Raw genomic sequence first — 14963 nt, forward strand, 5'->3', positions numbered from 1 at the left:
AACTCCTATTTTAGAAAAGGGCAGTCACTTATGTAGGAAATTTTAAGTCCTATAGCTCCAGCAGAAAGTATTCTGTAGAAGCTAAGGGACCAAAAACACCGTATAAGGGCAGCCCTTTCTCTTTTTATTTCACTACAAAGGTATTGACAACATTCAATAATTCTTCAGATAACTCGGATAGTACTTGAGCTTCCTCAGACACTCGCTGTACTGTATTTAGCTGAGAGGCAGAAGTTGCTGCTACTGCTCTTGTACTATCTTTAGAATTGATGGAGAAGTCCTCCATATCTTTTACTGCGGAAGTCACTTGTTCCATGCCAGCCGCCATTTCTTCAATAGTTGCGGACAGTTCTTGTATTTGTCCAGTTACATGATGAATAGATGTTAATATTTGACTAAATGATTGTTCGGAATCGTTTATCATGACAATACCATGATCGACTTCCTCTACCGCGCGAACCATGACATTCACAGATTCATTTGTATCGTGCTGAATATGAGAAATAAGCGTGGAAATTTCTCGGGCTGAGGCCTCAGACTGTTCAGCTAACTTACGTACTTCATCAGCTACAACGGCAAAGCCACTGCCAGCTTCTCCTGCACGGGCAGCTTCAATAGCTGCATTTAAGGCTAGGAGATTTGTTTGAGAGGCAATTCCGGTAATAATGCCGACAATTTCTTCAATTTTATTAGAATGATCGCCAAGCAATTTAACCGATGCTGCTGATTGATTGACGGCCTGACTAATCGCATTCATTTGAGCGACAGACTTATTAGTTGATTCATTCCCTCTTTCAGCTTCCTCAGATGCTAAGATAGAAGATTCCGAAATTTGATTGGATGTCATAGCAATACGTTGAATTCCAATACTCATTTCTTCTATTGTAATGGTACTTTCATTGGCTCTTTGAACTTGAAGGTCAGCTGCACTCGCAATTTCTTGCATGGAAGATGCTACATTATTATAGGAATCAGAAGTTTCCTGCATGTTCGTAGACAAAATATTGGCTGTGTTTGAAACACGTGCAGATACATTTGTTGTACTCTTAATAACAGTTTTTAAATTTTCAATCATCGAATTAAAGTTTTGCGTAAGCGTTCCTACTTCATCCGTTGAAGTAACGGGTAGAGGATCAAGCTCTAAATTACCTTCAGCTACTTTTTTAGACTGTAGGGAGAGCTGTTGAATCGGTGTTAATTTTTTTCTTAAAAGAGTATACACAGCAATGGATGAACCAATTAAGAAAATAACGGTTACTACCAATGTCCAAAGTGCCTCTGACATAGCCTTGCCAGTTACCATCGAAACGTCATAATCAATAGCATATGCAGCTAGCATAGTTCCATCATCATCTAAAATTGGTGTAAGACCAGTTTTATAGCTACCAAACTCATCGCTATAGATATCTGTAGCTGTAGCTTCTTTTGTCTCAAAAACTTCTTTAATTCTCGCTAGGAAATCAGGTGATAAACCCATAGCAATCATGTCTTGATTATACTCAGCACCTAGTTCAAGTATACTAGAAGATAGGACAGGTGCATTAATATTTTCACCATCAACTGTAATTAAAAAGAGATTGGTAATGCTATCTGAATAATCATTAATAGCATCCATTTCCTTCGTCAGTCGAATTGCATCAGAGTTACTATCTGAAGGATTATCTAAGATTGATTTCAATGTGTTCACATCAATTGTTTTTGCTAAGATCATACCCTTGTCATCAAGCGATTGATTCATATCTGTTAAATTACTATTTCTTACTATATAATAAGAAAGACCTAAAGTAACTAACCCAAACAGTAATAAAATACTTACCATTATAGCGGTTATTTTTTTACTAATGGACATATGCTGCTTCTTACGTTTTTTCATGCTTTTCCTCCTAATTATATTATACCGATTAATTCATGTTAAGGATGAGAAATGGGTATTGTTATCAATGAAATAAAAGCTAATTCAATGTAAAGTCTAGATGTCATTCATAGAATTCCAGATGCATTCTCAATAAATATGTACCAGTGAAAAATAATCTAATTATCCCCTAACAATAAACTACTATACTGCCAAAAAAAATGATTCACAACCCAGAAAACTTACTATTTGCAGTGTAGATTTAAATAGGTAAACGAAGATATTTAGTGTTATAGTCTATGTTTTTTGTAGCTTAGACAATATTTTTATGAAAATTCGAAGGGTAAATAATATAAAAAACAAGTATGCTCAAAACTGAGTCAATTTTAGTTTAATTAAAATTTGGCTAAAATCTTATTTTTTTATTTCTCTTTAAGTCTTTTTGCCTATTAAGGAATGTCATTTCTTCTAGAAAATGCTATTGCCTTTCTTCGTTTTTATTATGGAAATAAAATATAAATATGTAAAAAAAGGCTTTTCTTTATTCTTCGTAAAAGAACAAAGAGAAAGCCTTTTATTTTTTATGGCTGTCTGGGGTTGCCGATAATACCTGGCAAGATGTTTGGGAGTCCCGGCAATAATTGAGGTGGGAACCCCGGGAATTGTCCCCCTGGAAACGGCGGATATGGCCTTGGTGGTTGTGGTGGATAAGGCTGCGGCGGATAGGGTCTTGGTGGTTGTGGCGGATAAGGCTGCGGTGGGTAAGGTCTTGGTGGTTGTGGTGGGTACGGTTGTGGCGGATAAGGTGGCGGATAAGGTGGTGGATAGGGCGGTGGATAGGAGTTACCAGGAGGTGCTCCTGTACCAGCAGCAGTTATTTGGCTAACATCAACAGTCACCAATTGACCGTTATCTAATTGGATTTCGGCTGTTCTTCCTCCTGTTCCAAATGTTCGAATCAATGTGCCTGAATAAGTCCCTGTAGGAAGTGTCACCCATATTTTCATACCTGGACGGAATTGACTGTTAAAATCTTCAGGAGCCAATCTAGGATAAACCAATGAAACACACCTTTCTTCATTTTTCTTTAACATATGCCTACCTACTGTGAGTGTTATAGGCTATAGGCTAATTGATAATTAAGTGTAAGATTGTTATAAAATATAACAATTTTCATTATAATAGGGGAAAAGAGCTAAAGGATGTTTAGCAGATGGCAATCATAAAAATAAAAAAGATCAAACTAAAAAATTTACGGAATGTACGACATGGTGAGGTAACTTTAGCAGTTAGCTTCGAGAGCTTTTTACAAGCAAATGTTGTTGGACTTTACGGACAAAATGGCTCTGGGAAGACAACCATTGTCGATGCATTTGGTTTATTGAAGACCCTTATTTCAGGTTGGCTTGCTGAAGTGAAGCTACCCCCGCAAGAAAAGCGGTTAATTTTAGCGGGTGAGGATACAGCCAGTCTCGATTTTGAATTTTTAGTTGAGAATCAATTTGGCACATTCTTTGTCCATTATTATGTGGAGCTGCAGGAGGATCAGCATCGGCTCTATACAACACTGGAACGACTGACGTATAGAGAAAATGACAAAGGAAAACGGTCAAAGGTGTTAATGGCTATGACAGAGAAAGGTATCCAAATACGTAACTTAAATTTGCCTGATCTGAGTGAACAAGCACGTATTCAATTGCTTGTTATTCAGCAATTAGCAAGAAAGGAATATAGATCTTTTCTTTTCCATAAGGATTTGAAGCCATTATTACAGGAACGGTTGACCGAACAAGAGATTCAGCTAATCAAAAACATAGCTGTTGATTTTAATCGAGATTTACATGTAGTGAATAACCAAAATATTGCCCCGTTATTTGAAGAACGGATCATGCCATTTAGTATCCATTTAGAGAAAACAAGAGGGCAAATTCCATATGACTTAAAGGGTCCTGCCTTATTGCCGGAGGATGAATTCTATGCTTTATGTGAAGTGATTGAACAGAGTAACCGAGTGCTAGCTGCCATTATTCCAGGTTTGACTATTAAGATCAATATTATTACAAAGCAGACAATGGATGATGGGGGACAAGGCATCCGTTTTGAATTTTTATCGCAGCGTGGAGAGCAAGAATTACCCTTGCGAACAGAGTCAGAAGGGATATTGAAGATCATTTCGATTCTTAGTGTATTGATTGCCGTATATAACAATCCAAATGCTTGTGTCGTTATTGATGAATTAGATTCAGGCGTTTTTGAATATTTGCTAGGTGAGTTGTTAACAGTGATAGATGAGGAAGGAAAAGGACAGCTTGTTTTCACATCCCATAATCTACGAGTGTTAGAGGTGCTAGCTATTAAAAATTTATGGTTCACGACAACGAATGAAAATCACCGTTATATGCAACTAAAGGGTATTAAAGAAATAAATAATGCCAGAGATGTCTACTTGAGAGCTATTCAGCTTGGTGGACAGGATGAAGAGGTTTATAAAGAGACCAAAACATTTAAAATTAAACGTGCTTTTCGTAAAGCAGGTGTGCAGCATGACTAAAAAGGTACTTTTAATTATTGTTGAGGGGCAGACAGAGCAAATTATTTTAGAGGATTATTTAGATACTTACTTCGCGGATACAACGATACGTTTTGATGTCCAGCGTGAGGATGTATTGACAAAATGGGATGCCCATAAACGCATCCCCAATATTAAAAACAGTGTTATCCGAGTAATCCAGAGTTATTTAGATAAATATAAATTTTTAGCGAAGGATTTAACTGCTGTAATTCATATAACAGATGCAGACGGTTGTTTTATTGCACCAGAATGCGTCAGGGTCGATGAGAATATCGAGCAAAAATTGTTTTATACAGAGGATGCCATTTTAGTGAAGTCCGATAAGCGTAAAGAGCAAATTGAACAGCGCAATGAGATGAAGGCGAGGAATGCCAGAATTTTAATTGCGAATGACCACTTTAGTATTAATCGCTTGAAAGTGCCTTATCAATTATTTTATTTCTCTACAAACTTAGAACATGTACTATGGGATGAACGTAATGAAATCCCAACGGAGAAAATCCACAAGGCAGATGAGTTTATAGAAAATTTGTCTGGTACGATCGAAGAATATTTAAAGGCTTATATGCCAGTCGATGCTGAACTACCCTATAGGGATAAAATGAAAAAAAGCTGGTCGTTTTTAATGGAAGGAAGCCATTCATTACAGCGAGGAACGAATGTACCTCTTTTATTTGAAATGATAAAAACAAATGTACAATAAAACAGGTGACGTATGTTGTTTCGTCACCTGTTTTTGTTTTGTACCTTTTAATGCGTTTGTTCATAGCTACGAATATGAGCTAAAATGGCTGGGTCCTTCATTTTAGTATCTTCACTTAGCATTAAAAGCTTTGACATAATTTCAGCTGTTCGTGGATCATCATCCACCATAGGTAAGAATATGCGTCCACGATGCTGAGATGGGACTGCGACAATTGGTATCATCGAACCACCGACTTGATGGACCACGCCGCTGCCTAAATGCACGGAATAGCTTGCTAATTTACCTTCAATAAGGACATGTTGTTTCTTCACTTCTACGTTGGAAAGCTTTAATAATTTTGCTAATTCCTCAACGATAATAGTCCTCATTTCAACAGTAGAATGACTGGCCTCAGGGTCGACACCACCAACATGGGCAACGCTGACCACGAGGTCCATATCCCGCATAACCTCAGAGAAGATTGCAGTTGGAATATCATCTAAGACGATATCTTTTCCTGTTAAACGATCGTAGAAATAAACACCTTCAACTGCAGGTGCTTCGATTTCTGCTGGTGTAAACCAGTCTGCCTGCGCATACAAGGATGCCACTATATTTTCTTTGTAATACACCTTACGAGGTCCAGTTTCATAACTAATTTGCCAGCCTCGTGTTTTTAGCAAGGCTACTGTTTGAGATGGATTGACTTGATGTCCCGCATAACGCAATGATTGTTTTAAACCTTTTTCGTCTGCATTTATAAGATATAGCTCACGGAACACTTGTTTAAATGGCTGTTGTATTTTGTGTTGGAACATATAGGCCTGCCATTGTCTCCATTGACCACTTTCAAGAAGATGGTAAGGGTGAGCAATCATTAAGGGTGTTGTCGGAGCAAGCTTCACGACATTACCTGATAGTACCTGTAAACCCTCTGGTGTAATCATCCCAACATGCTCGCCGCTAATAAAGACAAGCTTTTGTAAAAGCGGAGCAAGAATCGGGTGAGCTAACAAATTAATTAGCTCTTCCGCTGAAAACTTGGTTTCTAATGTCATTGCTTGCTCTAGTGCTGGACGTGCACGTTTATATTGTTCTTGTAAATCTTTACGAGCTTCTTGAAGAGTAACAACGTCAGCATGCTTTTTTAAAGCAGCAGGTATGTTTTTTAGACGTTTACCATCTTTTTCAACGATTATTGTAACAGCGGCATCTTCTTCAATTTGTAAGTGCGCTGTTATTTGTTCGATAGGCTGTGCTTTAAATAAATGCTGAATATCGTTAAAGGCTGATAATTCCATTCGCCATATGAAGCGAGTAGCTTCTCCGTCCCCAGCGTTGCGGGCTAAATTTTCTAGTGCAATACTAGCTGCTCGTGATTCACTTGCCCTACGTTGAGCTCCAAATTGTTTACTTTCCTTTAAAAACTGTTGAATAAATTGGTAACGATGTAGAGCATCTTTGTCATCTGTTGTTTTTAACGGAATAAGTCCAAGTGCACGCAGTTTATCTTTATTGCGCTTTTCCTGAATTTCTTTCATTAATGGCTTTGGACTAAGTGTGCCAATGGCTGTATCTGCATAAAGCTGAGCACGACGGTGGTTAGCTCCTTCTGAAGCGTATTTCGCCGCATCATATACAAGTTTAAACTTCTTCGAGCCCAGTGTTTGATAAGCACTTTGGAACCATGCTAAATCAAAGGCGCCATCACGAAAATCTTCTGCCGTTATGCTGGAGAAGAGGGCAATTTGATCTTTGGCAAAGTCTGATAAAGAATCTGTAGTATGAGCAATAAAATACCAAGCAGATTCCTTTAGTCCTTCCCAGCCAATCACCTCGCTGACAAGGTCAATCCAATGCTGGTTATACATCATAGCTTCAATTAAACGCTCTTTAGAAATATCTGTTTTTTGCCATGCTTCTTTTAACTGCTGTGCGGTTTCTTCTTTTTGAGGATAGCAGCTAGTTAAAAGGCGAGAGAAGACATTTTTTTTCGTCTCAGCCTGCCATATATATCCTCGTGAAAGCTTTTCACCATCAAGTGCCTGTAAAATTTGCAGGAAATAATCGATTCCTTCAAAGTAAGAAATACTACTAGCAAGCTTGGTAACAGTTGTAGGAGTATCGCCACGCTTTAGCTCGATAGCTAAGATGCGGTCGATCGCTTGATTACGAATGGCAAGGAAATCAGCTAAGTCTTCAAATGATTGATAGCGATCCAACAGTTTACTTGGTTCAGTAAATATTTCTGAGGCAAGAGTGTTCGAAAAAATAGCTTCATATAAATGGTCTTGCGTCAATAAGCCAACTTTAAATGCATCTAAATATTGGAATAACGATAGATCGTAGAGACTTGGGCTATAATTTTCTTTTTGCATACGCTTTGTTAGTTCTTCATTGATGGCAAGCATTTTAGCATAGCCTTGATAAGTTGCATAATTAGATAGTCGATCGACAAATGCATCAATAATATCTAAGTCGACAATTGTAGAGGTAGATTGATAGTAGTAATAGCCTTTATCTCTTACTTCTACTCGCCACTGATCAGCAGGGATTTGATGTAATAGCTGAAGCACAATACCGGTTGCTTGTTCAAAGCTATTAAATGCTGGTGCATGCTGTTCTAGTAATGAAACTGCTTCTTTATGCAATAGTGTCTCTCCTGAGATATTTTTGATATCTTGCGACAAAACGGAAAAGATTTGCTGAAGCGTATAGTGATATTTCAACGAGTTAAATTGGGCAACATATTTTTTTATTCCTTCATATTGAAAGAAAGGTTTTATAAGAATATGGGCTGCTTCAGAAAGGTCATGAGCAGCAGGATATTCTGATAAATGATTATAAAAGTTGAAATAAGCTAAGTCTTCACCGCTAAAGGATGATGATTTAATCCACTGAACAATGGCTTCTGGTATAGGATAAACATCTAGACTGGCATTTCGCTGACTGTCTGTTTTAGAGGCCAAGATACTGTATTTTTGCCCTAAAGTAGTCGTCATTTTAGCGTCATTCCATTGATAAGTTTCATATTCAAAATTAGCATATTCATCAAGTATTTGAATAAGTTGTTCTAGCTTGGAGAGAAGCTTATCTAAATCATATTGAAAGAATTTTTCAATAGGTGTAGGTTTTTGTATATATAAAGATACAAGCTGTTGCCAAGGTTCTTCACCATTCATTTTGATCGCGCTATTGGCAATGCGATCGTATGGAATAGGAGCATGTGGTGTATATAAACCAAAGCCATTGCTTTCGTTATATTCGGGTACATCTCTTGCTACTAATTGTTCTAATAGTACTTGTTCATTTTTTGTTATCTTTGGTAATAGGGAGCATAATGTCGTAATTTGCTCGCTCGATAAATTGTAGTCCTTAGATGCTTCTAACAATAATTCAAGACCACCAAGCCTCTTTAGCTGCTTACTGTCTTTTATTAATCGTTCAGCACTTTCCAATACATGATCCTGTGGTTGAATTTTCAAGAGTGAAATAGCTTCTTTCCGCAGAGCCCCAGATTTATTGGCTAAAAGATCCTCGATTTTTGCTATTTCTTCTTTGGTTGGTGTCAATGCATGTATTTTCTTTAATGCAAGGGAACGATTGATAGAGCTTCGATCTCGTAATGAATTGAATAGAAATTCACGCTGTCCTTGTGTGATTGGATCCAGACAATAAATGTTCAATAAGCCGATCCTACTTGATGGTGGATAAGCATCTGCCTGCGCGATGATTCGTTGGAATAACTCTTCATCTTGTAGATGATACGCAAGTACAATTTGTGTTGAAATTAAGTCTTCGAATGACAAGTGAACAAAGACAAAGGATAGAGGCTTGCCTGTAATGGATAACCCATCTTTGGTCATTTCATTTTTTGCCCATTCAAGCTGTTCAAATAATGCATATTCTATGCCCTGTAGCTGTGTATTGTCTTTCATGAAGCTTTGAAGTGTTTTATCCCATTCATTATCTCTTGCATATTCACTATTGATATAGTGGTTGGCATGAAGGAAATTATCCCATGCAAATGCAAAAATTTCGATATCCTTCGTTGTTACAATTAATTCCTTTACGAAAGGCGCTGTAAAGGATATTTTTGATAGGTTTTTCAAAAAAGCTAGCGTTGTAAGCTGAATATGCTTGTCTCGCTGTAAGAGATCGGCCAACAGCACATCTAGCTTCGTATAATCTTTTGTCGAAGTCGCCCATAATGCGACGTAAATATCAATGGTCCGTTCACTTTTTATCAACTGTTCAGTGAAATGGTCATCTTCCATCGCTTGGATGGCTAAGGACAAAACTTCCTCCGTTATTTTTTGATTTTCGAAGCTACTATAGCCAAGCCCCATCCATGTATCGACCGCTCGTATAACAGAGGAGAACCTTGTTAGTTGGTGCTCCTGAATAAGTTTCATCATGTAAAGCTGTGCATCTAGATTCCCGTGGTCAATATTTTCTACAATTGCTTGTCGAAGCCCTTCTTGACGTGCAGCCGCTACTAATAATTTTCCAAGCGCTTCGTGCATCCGACTATTGCTTGATTTAAAAATGCCACGAATGAGTGGATGACCGAAAAAGCTACTGCGGTGCTCATCAAATAAAATACTCTCTACTTTATCTTCAATGAGTGGATTTTCTATGGATAATTCTTCAGCAAGCAATTGCTCAAATACATGAAAGCCCATTACTTTTTCATTTTCGTTTTTCAATACATAGGAGCTATAGTTCGGATAGGTACCATGCTCATATTGGCTATGGTGAGCTAGTAAATCCTCCAGACTAATTTCTTCAAATGTCAGCATTTCTTCTATTAATTGTAGACATTGAAAAAGATGATCTTGTACGGGTTGTGCTGAACGAAATGATCGACGTAACAGATCAGTTTGGAATATCGTAGCATCAAAACGTAAAGCTAGTTTCTTAATGTGGAGCGCGCGTTCCTGTGAAGAAAATAATATAAGCACTTCTAATAATGGTCCGCTAAATAGCTCCTCTAGTGATTGAACATGCTGTTCTGTAATAAGCTTTTCAATATCGTAATCACGATTGTCCATATACTTTAATAATGCGGCTGCTAATGGCTGTATTGTTGACGGTGCGGTGTCAACTATACTTTGAAAATGTATTTTTTGTTCATGTGATAGTGTCATGAGACATTCCTCCTTACCAAATTCGTCCTGCAAGCATGGTTAATCTAATAAATGTAAAAACATCGTCTTCCAGTACAGTTAGTGGCGAGTTAAGCGAATCTAGAGACTCCTCATTGTGAAGTACTAAGAAAAGCTCATCTTGAAAAGCCTGAAGCATTGTAGAGACAGCTTGGTCTACTGGCTGGAATGAATCACTTTTTTTCTCTCCAAAATGGACTTTGCCATGCTGAGCCGCATCATCTAATTGCTGATCGGTTAAATAGAGATGGAGTGGCGTATCAACCATTTTCTCGTTATATTGTTGTACCTGTTGTGAGACAAGTTTAATAAGTAAATCTTGTAAATTTATGACAGGTTCTTCGATGAAAAATGGAATCTGTTGAAGCTTACGTGATTTCTTACCGATTACTTTTTGTTGGTAAAATAAACGCAATCTAACACCTCCTTACAATAATTTCATTATACAAGAGTGATAACTATGAAAAGAATAAGGCATCCGACGCTAGTTGCATAATTATTTTTGGGAAATGTGTAACAAAAAATAGCATGTTACGGATTATTAGTAAGGTAGAAAGAGGGGGTAGGCTTGCTTAAAGATCTGTTGAAAATAGAACGTTTGTACGATTATTTTTATAGGGGTATGTATCAATTTGCGCTCTATAATATAAATACTATGGAAAGCAGAGGATATTACACAAGAAAATTTTTCAGGCTACTTCTACTATATAGAGAGTAATAGAAAGTGAACGCTTGTGTGGAAAATATAACGAAATGATGATGCTAAAACTATTATAAAGGATCTTTTATTCGCCAAATCTATAAAGCTGGAAGATTAGAAAATAAACCACGGTAACATCCTTTGCTACTTTGATGAATGGATTTTTATGTGGTTTCTAGAAAGACATTATTTCTTTTCTTATCTCATAAACTTTATAGGTATGATTTATCAAGATAGAAGGAGGCAAGATCATTCAAATACATGTTGTACGGGCTGGCGAGTCTTTATGGGGTATTGCGCAGGCGTATGGGACTACGGTTCAAAGTATTGTAGATGCCAATCAAATTCCAGACCCAAATCGTTTAGTTGTGGGGCAAGCTCTTGTGATACCTATTGTTGGTAGCTTTTATTATGTACAGCCAGGAGATAGTTTATGGTCAATTGGACAACGCTTCGGTATTAACTATGTAACACTTGCGCAAGTCAACGGTATTAACCCAAATCAACCATTAGCTGTTGGGATGAGATTATATATTCCGCAACCACCAAGAACAAGAGCAGAAACATTAGCATACTTAGAGCCAAGAGGTACTTCGGTTAGTGAGGTACTTTTAAATCAAGCTAAGGAAGCGGGTCCCTATTTAACATATTTAGCTTTATTTAGTTATGAAGCCAGACGGGATGGCACCTTACGGATACCGCCTAGTCAAGGTGTAACTCAAATTGCGGATGATACTGGGGCTTCCTTGGCAATGGTCGTTACGAATCTGGAGAATTTCAGTTTTAGTGGAGATCTGGCGAGAGATATTTTTCAAAGTACAGCTGTTCAGGATTTACTCTTTGATAATATTCTTGCGGAGGCTAGAAAGCTAGAGGACGTTAAGGATATCCATTTTGATTTTGAAAATTTACCAGGTGATCAACGAGAAGCCTATAACAATTTTTTAAGAAAAGCGGTGGAGAAATTCCATGCTCAAGGATACACGGTATCTACTGCTTTAGCTCCAAAAACAAGTGCAAGTGATCGAGGTCCATGGACTGCGGGGCATGATTATAGGGCACATGGTGAGATAGTGGACTTCGTTTTATTAATGACCTATGAATGGGGTTATTCTGCGGGACCCCCAATGGCCGTTTCCCCACTTCCTGAAGTGGAGGCCGTTGTCAAGTATGCGGTGAGTGAAATACCTGCCAGCAAAATTATGCTAGGACAAAATTTATATGGTTATGATTGGACATTACCATTTGTACAAGGGGGTCCATTTGCTGAAGCATTGAGTCCTCAACGAGCTATTGAGATTGCCAAACGTTATAATGCGGCAATTCAATATGATTGGAGAGCACAAGCTCCTTTTTTTGAATACTATGATGAACAGGGTAGAGCGCATATTGTATGGTTTGAAGATGCAAGATCCATTCAAGCTAAATTTAATCTAGTCAAACAATATAATCTTCGTGGTATTGGCTATTGGAAATTAGGATTACCTTTCCCTCAAAATTGGGTATTAATTGGTGCTAATTTTGATGTGGTGAAGAAATGACACGAGGCAGAAGAATAGGGTTTACCCATTGTATTTTCTTCTAATTTGGAAATTATCTGTAAAAATGTTTCTAAATATCGGAAACTATATTATAATTATGGCAAATAGTATTTTAGGAGGGATATTTTGGGTAAATTTAAAAAGTTAGGAATAATTCTAACGTCAACAGCATTTTCTGTTGGTATTTTAGCACCAATATCGCAAGCATCAGCAAATGTAAAGGAATCATCGGAGCGTATTGAAATTCAGGTAGCTTCAACTGAAACAAAAATTACAAAAAATATGCTAATAAAAAAGCTACGATCACTATTCCCGGAAGAGTTCAAATTTGTAGCGGATCAAGACTTTAATTCTGGACCTGGACACTTCTATAGAGATGATACAACGGTTCGATATGAACTAAATTTCTATAAAACAATTAAAGGTAAAGACGTACATGGTAGCTTTGTATTTAAGGGCGATGATTTAGAATTAGAAAGCTTTTATTATCAGCCTGCAAATATAGCAGATGCAATCTATCCAGCAAAGTATTCAGAGAATGAGGCACAAAAAATTGCACAAAAATTCCTGGGTAAATTTGCAAATGCGAATAATTACAAACTTCGTGATGATTCTAACGAATATGGTTTTAATATGACGAGACCGTTATCAGAACCGATTACTTACTCCTATGTCTATTCACCAATTTATAATGGGGTTCTTATTGGAGATCAAAGTATTACTATTAATGTTCTGGCAAATGGTGAAGTTACGGGGATGTCTAGTAATGCAGAGTCTATTAGTAAAGCTTCCTTTGATAGTTTAGATCAAAAAAAGAAAGAGGAGGATATGCTGGCACAAGTTCGTGATAATTTAGCTGTCGAACTTCGTTATTATATTGATTATGACTACAGATCTGATCAACGTAATGTGAAGCTTGTTTATGCACCTGCCACAGGGTTCAATGGTGTACATGCTCTAAATGGGCAATGGCAGACAGCAAATGGTTTCACTGAACAATTGCCGAAGACAAAGAGCATTGAAAAAATTTCAGCACAACCTTTACCACCAAGAAAGAACGGTATGACGGCAACTGAGGCTGAAGAATTCGCGAAAAATTTCTTAAAAGTTGATGAGAGTAAAGCAAAGCTTACGATCGATTTAGTAGATGAAAGAGAAAATGACAATGGTGAGACGATCTACTCTGTTAACTATACGTATATGTATGGCAATGGTGGATCTGGTAGCTCTTTAGAAATTAATAAGGCGACAGGTGAACTAGTTCAGTATCATGACCTATCGAGAGATTTTTTAATAAATAACAAAGGAAACGCAATTTCTAAGGACGCTGCATTGAAGAAGGCAACTGATTATTTGAAGGAATGGGCACCTTCATATTTACATGAATATTCAATGCCAATCGAGGATGCCGTATTCGATCAATATAGTAAGGAATATTACTTCACCTTCCCACGCATTATGAATGGTATTGCAGTTGTAGGGGATGGCTTACATGTAGGGATTGGCTCTGATGGATCTTTACGCTCACTAAGTGTATATAAGCAAAAGATAGATAACTGGCAGCCTATTAATAATGTAATATCCGCTGACAAAGCAAAAGAAGCTTATAGCAAAGCACTTACATTGCAACTGCAATATGTAAAACAAGATTCAGAGAGTAAACTCCATTACGATTTAGTGTATGCACCTACTTACAATGGAAGTTTATTTAATCAAATTGATGCTATTTCTGGTGACTGGTTAACGAATGTAGATGACTCGAAAGAGAAGCCCGTTATTTCTCATCCAACAGCTGCCAAAGAGTTAAACTATTTATTTAACCAAAATGTGTTAGATGTAAAAGATATAGCAAACTTTAATGCGGACGCTGCTGTAACAAAAGGAGAAGCATTGAAAATTTTATTGCACTCCTTAACTTACGGGTACTATGGCATTGGGGATGGGGAAAAGCAATCCTTCAACAATATTGATAAAAAACATCCTCTCTATGGGGTAGTGGAGCAAGCTGTCAAAATGGGCATCATTCAGCCTGCTAATCAATTTGCATTAGATGCTACTCTAACTCGCCAAGAGTTCGCAGAGTGGTCAATCAAACTATTACAATTAGACAATGTTGCTAAATATAAAGATATTTATAAATTAAACTTTGCTGATGCATCTTCAATTGATCCAGCGTATACAGGCTATATTGCTTTAGCAAATGGTATGGGTCTAATTGATGCACAGCAAAATAACTTTAATGCTACGAAGAGTGTGTCATATGCTGATTTGGCTGTCTCGACAATCCGTTTAGCAAAGGCTATTCAAGAAAATAAAGTTGATCGCAATTTCTATTATTAGTTGTATGTTATGAAAAGGGCATTTCCTCATTTGAGGAGATGTCCTTTTTTTGGTTAGTTTATAGCAGAAAGGGGAAATAATATGAAAAGAAGGGAGTGTACAATT

8 protein-coding genes are annotated in these 14963 nt (G+C 37.3%); 4 read left to right on the forward strand and 4 right to left on the reverse strand.

Going from position 1 to position 14963, the window contains the following annotated elements; all coding sequences use genetic code 11:
* Window positions 1–124: 124 nt before the first annotated feature.
* Together PI85_RS20245 and PI85_RS20250 are read right to left on the reverse strand one after the other, a co-directional pair.
* Window positions 125–1873: a methyl-accepting chemotaxis protein gene (locus tag PI85_RS20245; protein WP_036120923.1), complete on the reverse strand. Its 1749-nt coding sequence runs from the start codon at window positions 1871–1873 to the stop codon at window positions 125–127.
* A 560-nt stretch (window positions 1874–2433) separates the two neighbouring features.
* On the reverse strand, window positions 2434–2913 hold the full coding sequence (locus tag PI85_RS20250; protein WP_039392410.1) for a hypothetical protein: 480 nt from the start codon (window positions 2911–2913) through the stop codon (window positions 2434–2436).
* 152 nt (window positions 2914–3065) lie between these two features.
* On the opposite strand from PI85_RS20250, the gene PI85_RS20255 reads away from it, so the two are divergent.
* Both PI85_RS20255 and PI85_RS20260 read left to right on the forward strand, forming a co-directional pair.
* A complete protein-coding gene (locus PI85_RS20255; protein ID WP_036120919.1) occupies window positions 3066–4403 on the forward strand; it encodes an AAA family ATPase in 1338 nt (445 codons plus the stop codon).
* Window positions 4396–5127, forward strand: a complete 732-nt coding sequence (locus PI85_RS20260) for a hypothetical protein (RefSeq protein ID WP_036120916.1) — start codon at window positions 4396–4398, stop codon at window positions 5125–5127. Before PI85_RS20255 ends, PI85_RS20260 begins: the two co-directional genes overlap by 8 nt.
* 47 nt (window positions 5128–5174) lie before the next feature.
* Here PI85_RS20260 and PI85_RS20265 read toward each other — a convergent pair whose 3' ends face one another.
* Window positions 5175–10259 carry a DUF4132 domain-containing protein gene (locus PI85_RS20265; protein WP_036120913.1) on the reverse strand — a complete coding sequence of 1695 codons (5085 nt, stop codon included), beginning with the start codon at window positions 10257–10259 and terminating at the stop codon, window positions 5175–5177.
* A 13-nt stretch (window positions 10260–10272) separates the two neighbouring features.
* Window positions 10273–10692 carry a hypothetical protein gene (locus PI85_RS20270; protein ID WP_036120910.1) on the reverse strand — a complete coding sequence of 140 codons (420 nt, stop codon included), beginning with the start codon at window positions 10690–10692 and terminating at the stop codon, window positions 10273–10275.
* A 536-nt stretch (window positions 10693–11228) separates the two neighbouring features.
* Between PI85_RS20270 and PI85_RS20275 the strand changes: the two genes are divergently transcribed.
* Both PI85_RS20275 and PI85_RS20280 read left to right on the forward strand, forming a co-directional pair.
* A complete protein-coding gene (locus PI85_RS20275) occupies window positions 11229–12518 on the forward strand; it encodes a glycoside hydrolase family 18 protein (protein WP_036120907.1) in 1290 nt (429 codons plus the stop codon).
* A 126-nt stretch (window positions 12519–12644) separates the two neighbouring features.
* Window positions 12645–14858: a YcdB/YcdC domain-containing protein gene (locus PI85_RS20280; RefSeq protein ID WP_036120905.1), complete on the forward strand. Its 2214-nt coding sequence runs from the start codon at window positions 12645–12647 to the stop codon at window positions 14856–14858.
* Window positions 14859–14963: the final 105 nt, after the last annotated feature.

The sequence above is a fragment of the Lysinibacillus sp. A1 genome (assembly GCF_000801965.1).
Lineage (GTDB): Bacteria > Bacillota > Bacilli > Bacillales_A > Planococcaceae > Lysinibacillus > Lysinibacillus fusiformis.

What these genes read in the sequence shown, in the direction of transcription:
- PI85_RS20245 (WP_036120923.1), bottom strand. Translation starts at nt 1,873, where the DNA reads ATGAAAAAACGTAAGAAGCAGCATATGTCCATTAGTAAAAAAATAACC.
- PI85_RS20255 (WP_036120919.1), top strand. Translation starts at nt 3,066, where the DNA reads ATGGCAATCATAAAAATAAAAAAGATCAAACTAAAAAATTTACGGAAT.
- PI85_RS20260 (WP_036120916.1), top strand. Translation starts at nt 4,396, where the DNA reads ATGACTAAAAAGGTACTTTTAATTATTGTTGAGGGGCAGACAGAGCAA.
- PI85_RS20265 (WP_036120913.1), bottom strand. Translation starts at nt 10,259, where the DNA reads ATGACACTATCACATGAACAAAAAATACATTTTCAAAGTATAGTTGAC.